Genomic DNA, 19713 nt, shown 5'->3' on the forward strand with positions numbered 1-19713 from the left:
CTTTCGAAACTCGCTAATGTGAGGCGAGTGATAGGAGATTCGGCACGGAAGACCAGAGTGTATCCTTATATACATGAGGATCTGAGTACCGAAGCGACGCATCAATCGTCCACAGTAGTAGAGTTTCAAAAGAGGTATAATGCGCTTTAAAACCTTCACAGCTGCAACCATCGCCGAAGCGATGAAACTCGTTAGCCAATCTTTGGGTGAAGAAGCTGTTATTGTTGCAACTGATAAAGGACCTCAAGGAAAAGGGGTGCGCGTTACAGCGGCCGTTGAAAATATTCATTTTGAATTGCCGCATATTCCTGAACACGATGTGCCGTCGCCTCAATCTGAAGATCCTTACGATGTCATTCTTTCTTATCTGGAACGACATGGGACACCGGCACATCTTGCTAATAAACTATTACGCGCTGCTACAGCAATTCCTACAACCAACCCAAAACTCGCACTTGCAAGTGCTTTTGACCGTTTCTTTACCTTTTTAAATATTACACATAAAGACAATCCAAAACCGTTAATGTTTGTGGGGCCGCCAGGCACTGGCAAAACCATCGCCGTTGCTAAAGTTGTAGCCCGTGCTGTCATGGATCATGAACCAGTTCGTGTTATTACAACGGACAATTTAAAAGCCGGTGGCATTGAACAACTTTCTTTTTTAACAAGTATCATGGGACTTGATTTAAGTGCTGTAAAAAGCCCAGCAGGTCTATTAAAAGCTGTTTTTGATGATCCTCTTGAAAAAGGATTGATTATTGTCGATACCAATGCTGTTAACCCTTATGCCAAGGACGAATTAAATGTTTTACATGAATATATCGATGCCATTGGCGCTGATCCCATTTTAGTATTACCTGCAGGCGGGGATACAGGTGAAACAACTGATATTGCAAGTGCTTTTCAAGCCATTGGTGTCGATAAAATTCTTATCACACGCGTTGATGTCACAAGACGCTTAGGAAGCGTCCTTACAGCTGTTGAACAAACAAAAATGCATTTTACTGAAATTTCAATATCCCCACTCATTGCACTTGGGTTAACTGCCATCACACCTGTGTCATTATCAAGACTCGTTTTAAGTGACCCAAGTCAACTTATCAATAAAGCCTTTAACAATAATACGAAATAAAAAATAATAGAATTAGGAAGTCAGAGGAAAAAATGAAAAGCAACGCAACAGCCATAAAACAAGATCCAAGTTCTGCGCAAGAGCATGTCCCAAGAACGGACAATATCATCGCGATTGCCTCAGGCAAAGGCGGTGTTGGCAAAACGTTTTTAAGTATTTCTTTAAGCCAAGCTTTTTCAAAATTAAATAAAAAAACGCTTCTTTTTGATGGTGATTTAGGACTCGCCAATGTCGATATTCAACTTGGTCTGATGCCCGAACGCGATTTAGGCTCTGTTCTTGGTGGCGGCATTAATCTTAAACAATCAATCATTCATTTTGACCTCGCCAATTTTGATATTATTGCAGGACGATCAGGTGTTGGTAATTTTGCAACCTTACCCCCTTTAAGACTTGCACAACTTAGGAACGAACTATTTGCCCTTGGCAATAGTTACGATTTCGTGCTTGTTGATTTAGGTGCGGGTGTGGATAGAACAATGCGTCTATTATCCGCTTATGCAGGTTCTTATATCGTTGTCACAAATGCTGAACCAACAGCACTTACGGATGCTTATGCTTTCATCAAAATTACGCTTTACGAAGATCCTGACGCTAAAATTAAAATCATTATCAATATGGCCGATTCTCATAAAGAAGGAGAACGTACTTTCTTAACTTTATCAAATGCATGTCGTGAATTTTTAAAGATTTCACCACAACTCGCAGGCGTTGTAAGACGTGATAAAAAAGTGCCTGATTCCATTCGGTATCAAACACCTGTTTTAACGCGTTATCCAAATTGTCATGCAGCAAGTGATATTATGGATATTGCTTACAGACTGACCAATATGGCTAGCAAAAATAAATGAGCATAAATGCAACGATCATTTCACCCAATCTAAATACTTTATTGCAACCAAGTATTAGCTCTACTATAGCCAACACGCAACAAATATTAACCAATGAAACGCCAAATCAAAATTTAAACATTTCTTCAAAAACAACTTTAAATAATATAATTAATATATTGTTTGAACCTCTTGAAAGTCTGATCAATATTTCAAAAACTGAAAACAGCCTTAAAGAATTTCTTAATTTTATACCAAAATTAGATAAAAATTTATCTGTACAATTATCTCAATTCACCGAAAAAATACTTGATAAATTTTCATTGTCGCATCTGTTAGATAAAAACACACAATCCAAAATTGATACATTGCCACTCCAATCAATGGAATCTTTTTTAATCAAAGAAGATGAAAACACAACTCATTGGAAAATGATCCTCTTCCCTATTCTTGATAACGAAAAAATACTGCCTTTAAAATTTTATTATAGACACACACACAAAGAAGATTTTCAGCAAGATAAAGATCCTGATAATAAAAACAATAAAAAAACAACAAAAAAGAACATTCAAACGAGATTCGTCGCTGAATTCAATCTATCAGAAATAGGACTCGTGCAGTTCGATGGTTTAATTGATCCCAAAACGTTCAGCCTTTATTTACGTTCTCAAACGAATTTTCCAGAAGACATTCAGAAAGATATTCAATCACTCTTTAAATCAATATTGACGGCTTCAACTAAAAATGGTGACTTAGTTTTTGAAACCCACAAACAATTACCCCAAATTGCTACCATTGAGGATAAAAATGATCAAAGGCCTCTCCTTATTTAAACGCGCGGCACCTGACATCGCTTTTTTAGCGTCACGTTCAGAACTTGCGCAATCTGCTTTAATGAAATTTGAAAAACTTTATAAACATACCGAACCCTATCAAGCAGAAATCATTGTAGCACTTGGCGGTGATGGTTTCATGCTTGAAACGCTTCATAGATTTATCAATGACGATATCCCTGTTTATGGCATGAATTTGGGATCAACTGGATTTTTGATGAATAATTATTCCTCATCAAATCTTATTGAACGTCTTGAAAAAGCTCAATTAATAAAATTACGCCCTCTTCTGATGCGCGCAGAATGCATTGATGGCAAAATTAAAGAAGCACTTGCCATTAACGAAGTCTCCCTTTTACGTGAAACCCGCCAAACGGCAAAATTACGCATTTCAATTGACGATCATGTACGCATTCAAGAATTAATCGCAGATGGCGCTATTGTTTCAACACCCGCAGGTAGCACCGCCTATAATTTATCCGTCCATGGCCCCATTTTACCGTTGCAATCAAATGTCATCGCTTTAACCCCTATTAGTGCTTTTAGACCACGACGCTGGCGCGGGGCTATTTTATCCCATGGATCAAAGATCGGCTTTGATGTTCTTGAACCTGAGAAACGCCCCGTAAGCGCTGTTGCTGATTTCACCGAAATTCGTGACGTTCGTAAAGTTGAGGTTTTAGAAGATCCCAAACGAAAACTTTCACTTCTTTTCGACCCAGAACATAATTTAGATGAACGCATTTTCGCCGAGCAATTCTTACCATGAACGAAGAATTATATAAAATATCCCATGACTTACCTGAAAATACGCCAGAAGATTATGTTGGCCACAGACAACGTCTTAAAGAACGTTTTTTAAAAGGTGGCCCTAACGCACTCGCCGATTATGAAATGCTAGAACTCGTTCTATTTTTAGGCATTCCCAGAGGCGACGTTAAACCTTTAGCCAAAGAGCTCATGCGTATTTACAGTTCCTTTGCCGCAATTATTTCAGCACCTATTGAAAAACTACTTAATCATAAAGGCATCGGCACACATGCCGTTTTCGCCATCAAAATAATAGGTGCCGCCGCTATAAGATTGGCGCGTGAACAAATTATCAATAAACCCATTTTAAGTTCTTGGCGACTTGTACTTGATTATTGCCATGCAAACCTTGCCTTTGCTGAAAACGAAGAATTTCATGTCCTTTATTTAGACAACAAAAACAGATTAATAACGGATGAAGCCCATCAAAAAGGCACTATTGATCAAGCGTCCGTTTACCCACGCGACATTATCAAAAGGTGCTTTGAACTAAACGCTTTAAGCATCGTCCTTGTGCATAATCACCCTAGTGGAGATCCCTCTCCTTCCAAAGCTGACATTGAAATCACAAAAGAAATTAACCAAATAACTAAATTATTAGGTATTTCGATTCATGATCATCTGATTATTGGTAAAAATGGCCATGCTTCTTTTAAATCATTGGGACTTTTATAAAAACAAGAAATCAAACGTTTAAATTGTTGTTTAAGTAATATTTTTTTTATGATAAAATTAAGTAAACAAGATGTAAATTTAAAATTTACATAAATAACAATACATTGGAGGGTAACATGAAATTCATCTCACTCACATTCGCAACAATATTGTCTATTTCATTATACACAACTCAAGCTGCTGCAGCTGCTGCAGGCGCTGCAAATGATGTTGATGCTGTAACACATATCAGCATTGAAGCGCACCATAAAAAAGATGGTACTGTAGAATTTAAACAATCCGCAAAGCACTTTGGTAATAAAAAGGAAGAAGCAGATATTGTATCTTTAGGTGTCTTTAGCTCACTAAAAGACCTTGGCAGTAAAGTCGTTGACAAAGGCAAAGAACTTGCAGGAAAAGCAGTAGATGTTGCTAAATCTGCAGGTAGCGCAGTTTTAGATGCTGGCAAACAAGTTGCAAGTACAGCTTTACAAGGTACTGTTAATTTCGTGACAGACCCTGCCAACATTATAAAAATAGCAAAAGGTGGTATTGAAGCTGGTACTGCATATGCAACAGGCGGCACAAAAGGCCTTACAGATCATGTAGCAGGTAAAATAACAGGTGCTGGTAAAAAGCCTGTAGCAAGTAATGATAACGACGAATAAATCAATCAACGTAAAGCCTGTTTTCTTTTCAACAGAATACAGGCTACTTTAAAACAATTCATTTATAATCGATCATTCTTTTGACTTAATACATCAGAATTAACGTTATGAAATGTCAACAGCCTCTAATATAGTGTTTTTAAAAATAATCGAACTAATGAAACAATAAAAATTACACTTCCCACTCGTCATTGCGAGGGGCAAAGCCCCGCGGCAATCTAAAAATACTCAAAACAAAGCAAATAGTTGCATTAAAAATTTAAGATTGCCACACCCCCTTCGGGGGTTCGCAATGACGAAATACTTGCATTAACAGCTCTTAATTTTAAACAAAATAAGTTCGATTTTTAATAGAAAATACTATAAAAAATTCATTACATTTCAAATTCATGACTATCATCACCTCTAAGTTTACGTTCGATAAGGGGCGCAGATAAATCAATAGACAATATGCCGTACGAAAGAACAGCATTGTGAAATTCTTTTAAGTTGAATTTGTCGCCTAGCTTTTGTTCAAGCTCTTCTTTTAATTTAACAAGACGTTGCTGTCCGTAATAATAACAAATAGCTTGGGCCAATCCTAAATTTCCTGCAAATCTAGCAATTGCTGTATCCGCCAGGGTTTCAGGAATATCAAGTTCAGTCATAAGAGCATCTTTAATTTCGGCTTGATTTTTTTCGCCTAACATTAATTGAATACAAAGCGCCGCTTTTAATGAAATGTATCGTTGAAAATCCAACTCGCTTATTCGTTGTTCCTCATGCGCGAAGAATGGAAGCAGTGCATGTTCTGCATAACAAGCCCATCCTTCAATTGTCGCAAAATCGAATAATAGATTAGTTCTAAGATAGTTTTGATCTTGGTCAAGAATAGACGAAAAATGCAGTTCATGACCTGGGCGTCCTTCATGTGCCGTTAAAAAGTGGGCGCTAAATTTGTTGCCATTATTTTTCCAATCGGCCAAAACAAGTTCAGGGCGAAAACGACCATGATTGTTGAAAACTTTTGGTGGGGTACATCTAGATGCTTGGACAACCATTCCTTCTAATGTTCCTGATAATCTTACGGACATTTCGCTTTCGGGTAGATCAAAAAGATCATTGTTTCTTATAATATTTTCTAGATCTTTTGCCGTATCTTTGTATAAAATCAGCGCTTCATCTTGTGATTTTACGGCTGTTTTTATCTTAAGTTCGTTCATGATTTCATTCGGTAAGGCACTTACTGTATTGTACTTAGCGGATAAACCTATAGATAAATCTGAAAATTCTTTATGGGCATTTTCAAAGTGCTTTAACGCTTCTTCTGCCAATATTTTTGGATCATCAACATAAATGCCTTGTAAATTCATATATGCTTTATATAAATCTTCAGGTAGAGCATAGTCGTCCGTACAATGAGGAAGAATTTTTTGTTCTAAGAACCAAATATAGTTATTAACTTGTGACCAAAAGTGCCATGTTTTAGATGTGGCGCCCCATAATTTTGTTAAAGCAAAAGGCGCAAGGAATTTTAATTTGTTCGCTTGTGCAATCATGCTTTGGATTTGCTTGCGTGGTGGATAAAGAATTTTCTTATCTTTTTGAATATATTGAGCAATTTTTGTTTCTAAATATTGTTGAACGCCTTGAATAAAAGGAGGATTGTCATCTTGGCCATAAAGGTACAGATTGAAACGTTGTGTTGCTGCATCAACGCCACGTTCTTGAAGCAATAAAAATGTTTGTATAAATATAAACATAACAGGATCTATAGCATCAAACATGGCATTGAAATACGTATTAGGAATTGTTAATCGCGCATATTTTTCATTTTGTTCTAAAACTTTAAGGTTGGCGTCGCATTTTCTTTGTAGATTCAAGATTTCTACATAGGTTTCGTGGGATTCAAGAGACATTTCTTCAAGATTATTTCCATGTGTCGCTTTTAAATTAGAAAGTTCTTCATCAAGGCGATTGCGCCATCTGGTATTAAATCGCCCCTCCACATCATCTTGATTTTTTTGAATAAAACCAACTTGATTATCATATTCGGATAATCCTAGAAAACTGCCGGCTTCGGGTACATGTATGCTTAGATCTTTAATATATTCTAAAGCAAGATCATTTGTTGCTTGGAGCGATAATGAAAAAAGAACAATAATTCCAAAAAATAAAAACTTTAGCATGACAATCCCTAAATATTGTAGAAAAAAGTTGTTTTTTAATAGTGTAAAGGAGTAAATATGATTAAGTCAATTGGACCAAGATCATGAAGTGGCAATGGTTTAAAATGGATCAAGGAGAATGCAAAAGATGAAAAATAATTTAAATTTAATTGATCAAAATTTTTATAATCAACTTCAACAACAATTTTATGCCTCAATTCCTTTTCCACTTGATACATTAAGCATTGAAAAAGCAATGAGTGCTTTTTTTAAATTTTTAGAAGAGCCTGATTTCATTAAAAATCATATTGATTTTACAGTTTCGCCTATTCATCGTAGGGGTGATGTTGGGTTTAAGCATCGTGATCCAAATGATCATATGTATAATGACAGTAAGGATTTCTTTCATTTTCATCCTGCTATTTTTAAAAAATATCACGATTTCTTGCAACAACATCCTGTTGTTAATGATTTTATGCTCAAAGCAAAGCCTATCTGGGATTTAGTATATGACACGATGAGTCAGATATTGAATTATTTTGAACCAGAAAATAAAGGATTGTATTCTAAAGTTTTTGACGCTGAAATGCCTCATATTGTATTACGGTTTTTGAAGTATAATTGGGATGAATCAGGTAAGTATCTTGCAAAACCGCATTTTGATGCGGGATCTTTTACTTTAGGTATTGCTGAAAGTTGTCCAGGACTTCGTATTGGCAGTAATCCAGAAAATTTGAAACTTGTTGAGCACAAAGAAAATCACGCAATTTTTATGATTTCAAGTAATTTCAGAAAGATTATGAATAACGAAGATTTGTTGCCTGGTTGGCATGATGTTATTCAATTAGATGAATCCTATATTGGCAAACCTTTTGCCAGATGGGCGATCGTTGCGTTTATTGAGGCTGATGGAGTTGAGGCTTTGCCGCGTTCTGAAACACGTAAATATTATATGCCAGATGTTGCTTGAAGTATATTCACGATTAGACTTATTTCGAACCTCGCTAATGTGAGGCGAGTGATAGAAGATTCGGCACGGATTCCCTTGTGTATTCTTTATACATGAGGATCTGAGTGCCGAAGCGACGCATCAATCGACCACAGTAGTAGCGTTCGAAAGAAGTCTATTTTACTGCCTTAACAAGCGTTATAACAGCATCACGATTTTCAGGGTTTGTTGCCCAATGAATGATTTTTGCAATAATACTTTTTTCTTCAGGCGGATTGATGGCGTTTTCTAATTCTTGAACTAAAAAAAGGAGGTTAGCAACTTTAGTATTGAATTCAAGATCGTTATTAAAATTTCTTGTTAATTCAGCAAATCTTTGATTAAAGGATTCAATCAATTGATTGTTTTGTAAGTTAGACTTAATATATTCCACCATTTTTGTTGAAAAGGATAATGAAAGAGTATTCATGAGTTCTTTAGCATTTAATAGCTCAAATGTTGAATCAATTGTTGATGCGTCTTCAGCATTAAAAATCGTAATTTTTGCAATTGATTGACTATCAATTTGGCTAGGATCTAATACTTGTCTTGTGACAGGATAACGATCCTTTGTAGCATTTTTCCACTTACATACTGTCCAGCTTGCACCACCAATGATACTAATACCGGTGATTATGGGGATACTTAAAGGTGCTGATACAAGCATACATGTGCCAACCATAAGTGTTGAGGCTATCGTCCCTACGGCTGTTGCAGCAGTTGCAGTTCCTATAACATTTAAAATTGTTGATGCAGGGTTAATGCGATACATACGAAAATTACTTTCATCACTGATATGTTCAACAATTGTTGAATGTGGTGCAACACAACGAAGTGGAGAAAAACCGTTTATGATGACAACAGGATAATCGGAATCATTCTGAATAATAATGGGATGATGCATTTTGTTAGCATGAGATAAACCATCGAAATCATTTGCAGCTAATAAACTGGGGTCAGCGCTCGATGATGATTGATATGAAGAATTATCTAATGTATCTTCTAAACTTATAAAACCATCAAGTTTTTCTGGTGCTTGTTGGTCAAAATTACCTAATTTTGTTTTAAATTCTTGTGCTTTGTCAGCGCTTGGTTTAGCGCGAATAACGAATGAATAATCACCATATCCAGGGTAGTGATATTCATACGTAAGATCAAAAGTTTGATCGTTAGGATTAAAAATTGCGTTTATAAGTCTTGGATACGAAAACATATTAAAATAAGGACGTGCTTTTTGTATGTCTTCAGAATTTCCAGTATATTCAATGCCGTTTTGTTTGATTGAGTTTTGAGTATCATCAAGGCCTGTACATTTTGTTTTTGATAATTGCCTTAAAAAATCCCATGTAAGGTTAATAGGCACATATTCCTGAATTAATTGACTGGTTTCTTCATCTAATAAATTTAATGTTATGTCATTTGCAAAAGAAGCTTGTATTGTAATACTAAAAATAGCAACCTGAAGTATAGAATGTCGAATAAATTGAATAAGTTTCATAACGCTAATTCCTTTCATTAAAAAATAAAAAAATATTTAGTAAAATTAAATATATTTGAATTATAAAATTTTTATTAAACTATGTCAATAGGAATTATAATTTTTGTTCTATATGTTTTTTTTGAATTAAAGATTAAAATATTAATATTATTTTAATGAGTTAATTAATGCGATTATTGCATTACGATTTTCTGAATTTTTAACAAACTTAATTAATTTTCGCGTCATACTTGTTTGTTTTGGAGGTGTTAAGATGTTCGTTAATTGTTGATAAAGCAAATATAATTGCGCAACTTTATGATTAAAGCTTGGATCACTATCATAAAAGGCTGAACATTCATCAAATTGTTTTTGGTATTGATTGAGTAATTGATTGTTTTTTGAAGAAAGGTCGCTTAGTTTTTTTGGAATATTTCTTAAAAATTTGTTCACTAATTTTGTAGCATCTAAAATTTTTAATGTTGAATTAATTGATATTTCGTTATTTGTATTATTGATCGTAATTTTTGCAATGGATGATTCATTAATGCATGCAGGATCTATTTCTTGTCCAGCAATAGAAAAGTCTTTTTGCAAAGATGTAATCCATTTATACACTTTATAGCTTGCACCACCTAGCATTGCGGCACTTGTTATCGTTGGAATACTTAAAGGGGCTGAAATAAGAAAAAAGGTGCTTGTTGCAATTGTTGTTATAGCGCTTACTGCACCAATTGTATTTGAAATATTGTTAATGCTTGACGCCAAATCAATGCGATACAAACGAAAGTTTTGTTTATCGTTAATATAAATAATAATTGTTTCATGCGGCGCTATAAAACAAGGTGAAGATAAATCTGCTGGTATGATAGCGACCAGAAAATCAGATTTGTTTTTTATAATAATAGGATAGGACAGAGAGGATATTTCAAAAAAATATTTTTCGTCTAAATTGTTTATTTTTTCTAATTTTTTTTTATCATGCAATATTTCCATACCTTCTATGTAGTCTTTAAAAATGATAAAGCTGTTATAATGGGTTACAATTGGATCATTTATGCCTGCAAAAGAAAGTTGAGTGAAAATGCTTATAATGATTATTTGAAGCGTAGCATTCCGTATAACAAAGCCAAGGAACATTATCTTACGTCCTTTCCGTTGGAATATTAAATTATACAAATAAAACAATAAGATAAATGTATCATGATTATAATAAAATGTCAATATTTTGTGTTTTTTTGAATGAAAATTATAATATTGCAGATTTAATTGATGTGTGTATTTAGGCGTATGATGAAAGTCTGGGAATTTGTTGTGTGAGGAGGTAAAGAGTAAAGACCGCGCGTTTTATCCCGCGGTACTATTCTATATTAGTCTTTATAAAAACGAAGTTCATCTCTTGCATTCAGGTGCATATCTGGTGGTAGGCGTGTTTCAAAATGTGTGGATTCACCAGGCTGTAATTTAGTTGCATTTACTTTAAATTTTGCAGCACTTAAAATTTCATCTTTTCTTTCATAAGGCACGCATTTCATTAATGGAATAATTTTTTCTTCATTTGACGTATTTTTTATTTCTCCCTCAAGGATCATATATTTTCCAGTTTCAGGATCACGATCAAATGATGTTTTAAGATTTTCAAATTTAAGTCCTTCGCCAATAATTGGCCCTTGCGATTTTGCCCACGTTATTCTTTCAAAGAAAGGAATTGCGAAAGGTGCAATAGCAGGAAATTGCGTTTTAAATTTTTCTTTTAATGATTCACTATGTTCTTGGATAAAATTTACTAATGTTTCAATTTCTTTTTTTGCAATTTCAACAAATTCCTTGTTTTTGGCTATATGTTTTAGGTCTTTATTGATGTCGATGATTTGATTGATCTTGCTTTCATATTTTTCATATAATTTTGGATCTTTTAGAACATCAATTAAAGGTGCAAACCAACCAGAACAAAGAAATTTAATATGTTTTTGAAAAAGCGGATTTTTATAAATTTCAAGAAGTTCTTTAAGTTCTTCTTCCGAAAAATGCGCACCAAAAACACTTAAGGTGATTGTGAATGCAAAATCCTTGAGTTGCTGATTATAAGCTGGATCATCATCGAATAATTTTTTGATTGTTTGTTCAAAAGGCATTGTCGTAAATCCAAGTGCTTTAAATTCAGATTCAATTGGTTTAAAAAAATAAAGAATGTCATCCTTAGTGTCTGAAAAAAAAATTTTGAAGGATAAGTCGCATATTTCTTTGATGAGAGCGTTTTTGGTTTCAGAAATTTTGGGTTGTTGTGATTCTTGAGTTGAAATAGGATTGTTGTTATCAGCATGAAGGGGGCTTATAAAGGCAATCAGGGAAAAACTAAAAGCTGTAACGCCTAAAAATATTTTATTCATTTTATATACCTTTAATTAATTTGGTAAAGTTAATGTTTGTTCGGGGTCTATTGTAGAAGATGTCCCTGCATTTTGTGCAGCCTCTTTTTGGTCAGGTTTAGGATTTGGTTTAAAAAAGGGTAGTTTTTCAATAGATTCTTTTAGTTCAGCTATTTTTTTCTGAGTGATTTCTTTGCCAAACCATTTTTCAAGATTTGGAGCAAGACCTGCATAACGTTGTTTTAATTTTTCAAGAAATTCAGGTGTTAAAATATGTTTGTTTTGTATAAAGGCTTCAAATTCTTTTGTTACGATAGAGTCGTATTCTTTGTCAAAGGCGCCTGTTGAAGCCATTGTAATGCCGATTGTTATAATTTTAGATGAATATTCTGCAAAAAGTTTTGGATCTTTTAAAGCTTTTATAACAGGCTCGGTAAACATATTAACGACTTGCATGTTTGCTTTTTGAATAACAGGCTTTTTATAGAGAGCAACTAACTCAATAAGTTCTTGTTGTGTAAACGTGTTTTCATGCGCGCGCGTATAAAGATCTTTAAGAAGATCTATCAATGGTGCACTTAGCTCAGCTGTTTGCGCGTTAAATTTTTTAATGCTTTGTTCAAATGGTTTTTCAGGCAGACCTAATTCTTTAAGTTCTTTTTCAAAAGGTTGCAAAAAAGCTTCAAGTGTCATTTTATCAAATTGAAAAAGGGTAAATAATTCCTCGATTAATTGTTGTTTTGTTTGTAGCTTTGCAGATTCTACAGGTACATCTTTGTTCCCCATAGCAATACTTTGTTCGATCGATGCTTGATAGATAGAAAAACTTAAACATGCAATAAGATAAAATTTAGGATTCATAACAACCTCAATATTTAAACGTTGGCTTAAACTAACATATACCCAAATAATATGAAACTACCGTTTTTAGTAGATGATCTTTGGCTGCTTTTTGAACCAAAAATTCCTAAGGTAAACCCATTATCTGTCATAATTTTTGGCATCAAAAATCATCTCAAATCTCATACCTAAAAATCGGCATTTCCAAATCATTTGGCTATAGGAAAAATAAAAGTCAAATTAATAAAGAAAAAGCCCCAAAAAGGGGCTTAATTTGCTTTAAAAATTGTTTAGCTTACGTGACGAAGTCTACGAAGGGTAAAGAATCGGAACGGAGTGTACTTCTTTGTACATGAGTACCGATTTGCACCCTAACGACGAATTTGTTTACCCAATCGATTTCAAACTGTGGAGGGCGTCAGATTTCAGGATTCGCCATGCTCATGTATGAAAAGATACACTCCGCGTGTCTCACCGCTCATCTTCCTACCCACATTTTGAAATCAATCGGGTATATTAAGGTAAAGAATTACTATTTTCTCTTATTAACAGGCACAAAAGAACGTCTTGTTTCACCAGTATAAAGCTGACGAGGACGTCCAATTTTTTGGTTTTCTTCATTGGTCATTTCATTCCATTGAGCAATCCAACCGACGGTGCGTGCGACTGCAAAAAGAACAGTGAACATTGAAGCTGGAAAACCAATAGCGCGTAATATGATGCCAGAGTAGAAATCAACATTGGGATAGAGTTTTTTCTCAATGAAGTATGAATCTTCCAAAGCAACGCGCTCGAGTTCAATTGCTAGACGCATTAAAGGCTCATTTTGAAGTCCTAATTCATTAAGCACTTCATGGCAGGTTTTACGCATGACTTTAGCACGTGGATCATAGTTTTTATAAACGCGATGTCCAAAACCCATCAATCTGAATGGATCATTTTTGTCTTTAGCACGTCTAATGAATTCAGGAATGTTTTTTTCATGGCCGATTTCTTTAAGCATGTTAATCACAGCTTCATTGGCACCACCATGTGCAGGGCCCCAAAGACATGCGATGCCTGATGCGATACATGCATAAGGATTTGCGCCTGATGATCCAGCAAGACGAACGGTTGATGTTGATGCATTTTGCTCATGATCAGCATGAAGCGTAAAGATGCGATCCATCGCGCGTGTAATGACAGCGTTTGATCTGTAATCTTCACAAGGCACTGCAAAACACATTCTAATGAAGTTTTCAGTATAGGGCAGATCATTGCGTGGATAAATGAAAGGTTGTCCGATAGAGTATTTATAAGCCATTGCAGCAATTGTTGGAATTTTTGCAATAATGCGGTGGGCAACGATTTCACGTTCACCTGGATTTTGAATATCAGTATGTTCATGATAAAAAGCGGAAAGTGCACCCACAACACCGACCATAACGGCCATTGGGTGCGCATCACGTCTGAAGCCCCTGAAAAAATTAATCAGTTGCTCATGCACCATGCTGTGATACACAACAGAATATTCGAATTCTTTTTTTTGTGCAGCAGTCGGTAATTCACCATAAATAAGCAAATATGATGTTTCCATGAAATCGCTATGTTCTGCAAGTTCTTCAATAGGGTAACCACGGTAAAGAAGAACGCCTTCATCGCCGTCAATATAAGTTATTTTTGAATTACAGCTACCGGTTGAGGTAAAGCCTGGATCAAATGTAAAATAACCTGTTTCGTTATAAAGTTGACGAATATCGATTAGATTAGGTCCTGCGGAGCCTTTAATGAGGGGTAAGTCAATCGACTTTCCTGTTCTATTATCTATAAGTGTTACGCTATCTGTGTTTTTTTTAGTCATTGGTATCGCCTGACTTGTCATTATTTCATCCCTTTATAACGCTTCTACCATTATTATTAGGATAAGCCAACTTATTGTGTTGTGCAACATAGTTTTTTTTGCACTGCAAAAAACTCTTCTTCTTTTTAACTGTGGAGGGCGTCAGATTTCGGGATTCAACATGCTCATGTATAAAGAGATACACTCCGCGTGTTTCACCACTCATCTTTCTACCCACATTTAAAAATAATTCGAGTATAGAGTTAAGGTTGAATAAAATCACCCAATCTTAATAACGACTCCTCTTTGCCTAAAGCAAGCATGACATCAACAATAGAAGGAGCGTTCAGTTTAGAGGTTAAAATTAATCTTAAGCTTGGTCCAATTTTACCTAATTTCAATCCTTTTTGCTCTAAAAATAGTTTAAGCTCAAGATCAAGCATTGGATGTGACCATTCTTGAATTGAAGATAAATGTTGGAATAAGTCGCTAAAAATTTCTTTTAGATCGGAAATTGTTTTTAATTGGTCTTCATTTTCGATTTTTATGGGGCGGATATCGCGATAAATCAAAGCATTTTCAGCAAGTTCAACCAATGTCTGTGCGCGCCTTTTAAGGCCTTCAATACCTATTGTAATGCGGTCTTTTTCATGTGACAGCAAGGGCTTGTCAGTTTGTTTAAATTGGTCTTCCAATAGTAGCAGCAATTCTTCTGTTGATTTGTGTTGGATATAATGATGATTAATATGAAATAATTTTGCCATATCAAGTCTTGAAGCTGATTTGCCAATCCCATTAAAATCAAACCATTTTATAGCTTGTTGCATATTTATAATTTCGTCATCGCCATGCCCCCAACCAAGTCGAAGTAAATAATTACACATGGCTTCAGGAAGGATCCCCATATCACGGTAGGCTTCAACACCTAACGCACCATGGCGTTTGGATAATTTTGCGCCATCTTGACCATGGATTAAAGGAATATGTCCAAATATAGGTAAATTCCAGCCAAAGGCATTATACAATTGGATTTGACGGAAGGTGTTTGTTAAATGGTCGTCTCCACGAATCACATGGGTAATGCCCATATCAAAATCATCCACTACAACGGATAGCATATAAGTAGGCGTGCCATCACCGCGCAAAAGAACCATATCGTCAAGTTGGATATTGGCTACGTTAATAAGGCCTTGAACGTGATCATATAAAATTGTTTCGCCTTCATTTGGTGCTTTAAGGCGAATAACGGGTTTAATATCTTTTGGGGCGTCTTTGGGATCCCGATCACGCCATCTGCCGTCATATTTTTGTGGTTTTCCTTCGAGTTTCGCTTTTTCACGCATTTCTTCTAGTTCTTGGGGCGTGCAATAGCAATAATAGGCTTTGCCTTCATTTAAAAGCTTTAGGGCCATGTCAGCATGATGTTTTGCACGTTGAAATTGAAAAATAGGCTCTTCATCTGGAATAAGACCTAGCCAATTGAGACCATCGATAATCGCGCGTACGGCATCATCTGTCGATCTTGCACGGTCAGTGTCTTCGATGCGAAGTAAATATTTTCCACCATGATGTTTGGCAAAAAGCCAATTAAATAAGGCAGTTCGAGCGGACCCAATGTGCAAATAGCCTGTTGGAGAGGGTGCAAAACGTGTAATAATTTGTGTCATGGCTTCTTAAAATTGTTGTAAGTAAGATTCCTTTTTACCAGATTGTATATGATTCTATCAAGAGTAGGTGACAAGCTTTTTTCTTCGTTGTAGTATATATATACCCAAACAATCTGAAACTACCGTTTTTAGTTTATGACCTTTGGTCGTTTTTTGAACCAAAAATTCCTAAGGTAAATCTAAAATCATTTGGGTGTAATAATAAAATATAATCTTTGGGAAAAATTGTGTGTTTTCTGTTCAATTAGAAACGATGCCAAAACCGCGATGGTCACAGGGCATTCGTGCTAAGTTGTTTGTGACGGTAAGTTTTATTTTAATAACGATTGGCGCACTTGCCTTAAGTTTTTTCATATTTGTTTCCTACACTGAAAAATTAAATTCTTTAAATCAGCGCGCTACTTTGTTAACCGAAATGCAAAGTGCTTCTTTGGCTTTTCCTTTATGGAATTTAAACAATGATCAAATTAATGCATTGATTGCAATCCTTTCAAAAGATGAAGATTTTAAAGGCGCAAAGGTCATTGGTACGAAACAAGATGAAATTGCTTTTAAAGGTGTTTTACCAGAAGATAATGATTTGCGTTTTAAAAAAGACATCATTTTTAATGAGTTTGGTAAAGAAACGCGCATTGGAACATTAGAGCTTTATATTTCGACAGCAAGACTTTGGGAAGAAGTTAAAAATAGCTTTTATTGGGGATGTCTTGTTTTATTTTTAATGAATCTTCTTATTTTTATTGGTCTTTTATTTGCACTTTCAGGATTTGTATTGACCCCCTTAAGACGTATGATGTTTATCATGGAAAAGGTTGCAAAGGGGGCTCTTGATCAACGCGTTGTGATCAAAACGAAAGATGAGTTTGGGTTGCTTGCAAGCATTTTTAATAAAATGACAAACGAAATTGAAGGTATGTATCGTACTATTGAGCAAAAAGTCAATGAACGAACAACTGAACTTGTCAAAAGTAATGCTGATATGGTGGTTGCACAACAAGAAACAACGGAAGCGTTAAAATTACTTCAGATTGAAAAAGAAAAATCTGAACGTCTTTTTGCAGATGCTTTAGAAATTAGCCCTGCAGCGTTAGTTCTTGTTGATGCAAGTGAAAAAATATTGAGATGGAATAAACGTTTTATTGATTTAGATCCGATAAATATCGAACCAATGATTAAGCAAGGCATAAATGCCAATTTAGTATTTTCAAAGATGTCTGATGATACGACAGGTAATATTAGGTTGCAATTGCATCAAGATTCTAAGAAATCAATTACGTCTGAACAAAAACTGACAAATGGACGATGGGTCAGAGTAAGTGAACATAAAACGCGTGATCATGCAACGGCATTAATGCTTGTTGATATTACAGATATTAAGGAAAGAGAACAAAAACTAGAGATAGTAAATACGGATCTTGCCCTTCAAACTGAAAAATTAAAGGATAGTGAAGAAAAATACTCTTTGGCGGCCCATGGTGCCAATGATGGTCTTTGGGATTGTAATGTAAAAACAGGTCATATTTATTTATCTATTCGTTATAAAGAAATGATTGGATATAACGAGGATGAAGAGGTATTTTCTACACTTGAAGGGTGGTATGAGCGTGTTCACCCAGATCATTTGGTTGAATTTAAGCGTGCTTTTGAAGGGCATTTAAAGGGCGATATTCCTCGGTTCAAAGCTGAATATTTGATGAAGCATCGTGATGGTTCATATCATTGGATGTTGTCACGAGGTTTAGCTGCGCGCGATAAAGATGGCATCGTATTTCGTTTAGCAGGTTCCCAAACTGATATTACGATGCAAAAAAACTATGAACAAGAACTCATCCATACAGCCTATCATGATCCTTTAACCGGCTTGCCGAATCGAGAATATTTCATTAGACGTTTAAAAGAATGTCTTGACGAAATTAGAGCTCATTCTATTCAGTTAACAGCTGTTTTATTCTTAGACTTAGATCGCTTTAAAGTCGTTAATGACAGTTTGGGGCATGATGTTGGGGACAAATTGTTAATTGGTATTGGTCAACGTCTGAAGGCATGCCTTAGGGACAATGATTTTGCTGCACGTTTAGGAGGCGATGAATTTACAGCAATTTTACGCAATATTCCTGATTTAGAGGAAGCAAAAGCTGTATCTGGTCGTATTTTGGATTCTTTAGCAGAGCCTTTCCATTTGAATGGGAATGATGTTTTTGCGTCAGCGAGTATCGGTATTACGCTTTTAAATGATAAGTTTGAAGATACGGATAGTTTATTACGAAATGCAGATCTTGCAATGTATCGTGCAAAATCACGAGGACGTGCGCGCTATGAGATTTTTGATCAAGAGCTTCATAATGAAGTGATGACAGAACTTCATATAGAAACAGAATTAAGACGTGCCATTGAAAAAGAAGAAATTTGTTTTTTCTATCAGCCTATTATTGATTTATCATCAAATGAACTTTTTGGGTTTGAAGGGTTAATTCGTTGGCAAAGTAAAAATGAAATGATAGGTCTTGACCGTTTCTTACATATTGCGGAAGAAACAGGGCTTATTTTACCTATGGGTGAATATATTTTTAAACTAGGGTGCGAGCAACTTAAGTCTTGGCTAGAATTAATTGGAGCCGATTACAAAATTTCATTATCAATCAATCTTTCTGCCCGCCAGATTAAAGACTTCGTGTATATGCAAAAAATATTAGAAATCATTCGAAGTTATGATTTTCCAGCAGGATTATTAAAAATAGAGATTACCGAAAGTGCTATTATGGATGATTTAGCTCAAACCAACTGGGTTTTAGATCAAATAAAAGAACTTGGTGTATCTTTATGTATTGATGATTTTGGAACGGGCTATTCTTCTTTTAGTTATTTACACAAATTTCCTTTTGATTATTTAAAAATTGATCATTCTTTTACACATAACATGATGAAAAATGAAAAAACATATTCGTTGATCAGGGGTATTGTAAGTCTTTCGCATGATTTAGGGTTGCTCGTTGTGGCAGAAGGTATAGAAGAAGAAGATGAATTAGATCATCTTAAAAGATTAAAATGTGATTATGGGCAAGGATTTTATTATGCACGCGCCCTTCCACCAGCGGAGGCAACGCAGTTGATTCTTGATAGTAAATTGTCCTTGACGGAAGAAGCACTGATTCGTGATTTGTCACCCGCTATTTTTCAAGCAGAAGCAAGCTGATTTTTTAAATTTATTTATATATTGTATAATTAATTTCAGTTTTATTGACATGCCGTAGATATAAGAAGAGATATAGGCGAAATAACCAGAAAACGCTACGAGTTAGAAGGCCTTCGACCCCTCCCTCCTACGTCCCGCGGCTTGACCCTGAGAGATCCACACGAAATATTTTTATAATACGTTGAAAAATAATAAAAATTCCATAAACACTGCATGATGTTTATAATCCTATAAAAACAAACACATACATAGGATTGGTACCATGCAGCTGATGGAATTATTGCAT

At 35.2% G+C, this 19713-nt stretch carries 15 protein-coding genes; 8 read left to right on the forward strand and 7 right to left on the reverse strand.

The window, feature by feature from the left end; genetic code table 11:
• The first annotated feature begins 139 nt into the window (after positions 1–139).
• From Q8L85_10140 to Q8L85_10165, 6 genes are all read left to right on the forward strand, one after another.
• A complete protein-coding gene (locus Q8L85_10140) occupies positions 140–1132 on the forward strand; it encodes a hypothetical protein (GenBank protein MDP1725044.1) in 993 nt (330 codons plus the stop codon).
• A 32-nt stretch (positions 1133–1164) separates the two neighbouring features.
• On the forward strand, positions 1165–1983 hold the full coding sequence (locus Q8L85_10145; GenBank protein MDP1725045.1) for a MinD/ParA family protein: 819 nt from the start codon (positions 1165–1167) through the stop codon (positions 1981–1983).
• Positions 1980–2795, forward strand: a complete 816-nt coding sequence (locus Q8L85_10150) for a hypothetical protein (GenBank protein MDP1725046.1) — start codon at positions 1980–1982, stop codon at positions 2793–2795. The genes Q8L85_10145 and Q8L85_10150 overlap by 4 nt, the downstream gene beginning before the upstream one ends.
• Entirely contained in the window at positions 2770–3564 is a 795-nt protein-coding gene (locus tag Q8L85_10155; GenBank protein MDP1725047.1) for an NAD kinase, read from the forward strand. The genes Q8L85_10150 and Q8L85_10155 overlap by 26 nt, the downstream gene beginning before the upstream one ends.
• Positions 3561–4280, forward strand: a complete 720-nt coding sequence (gene radC / locus Q8L85_10160) for a DNA repair protein RadC (protein ID MDP1725048.1) — start codon at positions 3561–3563, stop codon at positions 4278–4280. The genes Q8L85_10155 and radC overlap by 4 nt, the downstream gene beginning before the upstream one ends.
• Before the next feature lie 116 nt (positions 4281–4396).
• Complete coding sequence (locus tag Q8L85_10165) at positions 4397–4927, forward strand: hypothetical protein (GenBank protein ID MDP1725049.1); 531 nt, start codon at positions 4397–4399, stop codon at positions 4925–4927.
• Positions 4928–5301: 374 nt separating this feature from the next.
• Here the strand turns inward: Q8L85_10165 and Q8L85_10170 are convergent, their stop codons facing one another.
• Positions 5302–7095, reverse strand: coding sequence for a DUF885 family protein (locus Q8L85_10170; GenBank protein ID MDP1725050.1), 1794 nt, complete (start codon positions 7093–7095; stop codon positions 5302–5304).
• Between the two features lie 127 nt (positions 7096–7222).
• On the opposite strand from Q8L85_10170, the gene Q8L85_10175 reads away from it, so the two are divergent.
• Positions 7223–8044: a hypothetical protein gene (locus Q8L85_10175; protein MDP1725051.1), complete on the forward strand. Its 822-nt coding sequence runs from the start codon at positions 7223–7225 to the stop codon at positions 8042–8044.
• A gap of 154 nt (positions 8045–8198) precedes the next feature.
• On the opposite strand, the gene Q8L85_10180 is transcribed toward Q8L85_10175, so the two are convergent.
• The 6 genes from Q8L85_10180 to gltX form a co-directional block, all read right to left on the reverse strand.
• Positions 8199–9560: a hypothetical protein gene (locus Q8L85_10180; protein ID MDP1725052.1), complete on the reverse strand. Its 1362-nt coding sequence runs from the start codon at positions 9558–9560 to the stop codon at positions 8199–8201.
• A gap of 147 nt (positions 9561–9707) precedes the next feature.
• Complete coding sequence (locus tag Q8L85_10185; protein ID MDP1725053.1) at positions 9708–10679, reverse strand: hypothetical protein; 972 nt, start codon at positions 10677–10679, stop codon at positions 9708–9710.
• A gap of 230 nt (positions 10680–10909) precedes the next feature.
• Complete coding sequence (locus Q8L85_10190; GenBank protein MDP1725054.1) at positions 10910–11929, reverse strand: hypothetical protein; 1020 nt, start codon at positions 11927–11929, stop codon at positions 10910–10912.
• Between the two features lie 15 nt (positions 11930–11944).
• Positions 11945–12769 carry a hypothetical protein gene (locus Q8L85_10195; GenBank protein MDP1725055.1) on the reverse strand — a complete coding sequence of 275 codons (825 nt, stop codon included), beginning with the start codon at positions 12767–12769 and terminating at the stop codon, positions 11945–11947.
• A gap of 511 nt (positions 12770–13280) precedes the next feature.
• A complete protein-coding gene (gene gltA, locus Q8L85_10200; GenBank protein MDP1725056.1) occupies positions 13281–14588 on the reverse strand; it encodes a citrate synthase in 1308 nt (435 codons plus the stop codon).
• 242 nt (positions 14589–14830) lie between these two features.
• Positions 14831–16234, reverse strand: a complete 1404-nt coding sequence (gltX, locus tag Q8L85_10205) for a glutamate--tRNA ligase (protein MDP1725057.1) — start codon at positions 16232–16234, stop codon at positions 14831–14833.
• A 229-nt stretch (positions 16235–16463) separates the two neighbouring features.
• Here gltX and Q8L85_10210 point away from each other — a divergent pair, with 229 nt between their 5' ends.
• Entirely contained in the window at positions 16464–19427 is a 2964-nt protein-coding gene (locus Q8L85_10210; protein ID MDP1725058.1) for an EAL domain-containing protein, read from the forward strand.
• Positions 19428–19713 lie beyond the last annotated feature (286 nt).

It is taken from the genome of Alphaproteobacteria bacterium, assembly GCA_030680745.1.
Lineage (GTDB): Bacteria > Pseudomonadota > Alphaproteobacteria > JAUXUR01 > JAUXUR01 > JAUXUR01.

Bases quoted from the DNA above. Each gene is read 5' to 3' on its own strand.
- gltX (MDP1725057.1), bottom strand. From the start codon at position 16,234: ATGACACAAATTATTACACGTTTTGCACCCTCTCCAACAGGCTATTTG.
- Q8L85_10155 (MDP1725047.1), top strand. From the start codon at position 2,770: ATGATCAAAGGCCTCTCCTTATTTAAACGCGCGGCACCTGACATCGCT.
- Q8L85_10170 (MDP1725050.1), bottom strand. From the start codon at position 7,095: ATGCTAAAGTTTTTATTTTTTGGAATTATTGTTCTTTTTTCATTATCG.
- radC (MDP1725048.1), top strand. From the start codon at position 3,561: ATGAACGAAGAATTATATAAAATATCCCATGACTTACCTGAAAATACG.
- Q8L85_10190 (MDP1725054.1), bottom strand. From the start codon at position 11,929: ATGAATAAAATATTTTTAGGCGTTACAGCTTTTAGTTTTTCCCTGATT.
- Q8L85_10180 (MDP1725052.1), bottom strand. From the start codon at position 9,560: ATGAAACTTATTCAATTTATTCGACATTCTATACTTCAGGTTGCTATT.
- gltA (MDP1725056.1), bottom strand. From the start codon at position 14,588: ATGACTAAAAAAAACACAGATAGCGTAACACTTATAGATAATAGAACA.
- Q8L85_10140 (MDP1725044.1), top strand. From the start codon at position 140: ATGCGCTTTAAAACCTTCACAGCTGCAACCATCGCCGAAGCGATGAAA.
- Q8L85_10175 (MDP1725051.1), top strand. From the start codon at position 7,223: ATGAAAAATAATTTAAATTTAATTGATCAAAATTTTTATAATCAACTT.
- Q8L85_10150 (MDP1725046.1), top strand. From the start codon at position 1,980: ATGAGCATAAATGCAACGATCATTTCACCCAATCTAAATACTTTATTG.
- Q8L85_10145 (MDP1725045.1), top strand. From the start codon at position 1,165: ATGAAAAGCAACGCAACAGCCATAAAACAAGATCCAAGTTCTGCGCAA.
- Q8L85_10195 (MDP1725055.1), bottom strand. From the start codon at position 12,769: ATGAATCCTAAATTTTATCTTATTGCATGTTTAAGTTTTTCTATCTAT.
- Q8L85_10185 (MDP1725053.1), bottom strand. From the start codon at position 10,679: ATGTTCCTTGGCTTTGTTATACGGAATGCTACGCTTCAAATAATCATT.
- Q8L85_10165 (MDP1725049.1), top strand. From the start codon at position 4,397: ATGAAATTCATCTCACTCACATTCGCAACAATATTGTCTATTTCATTA.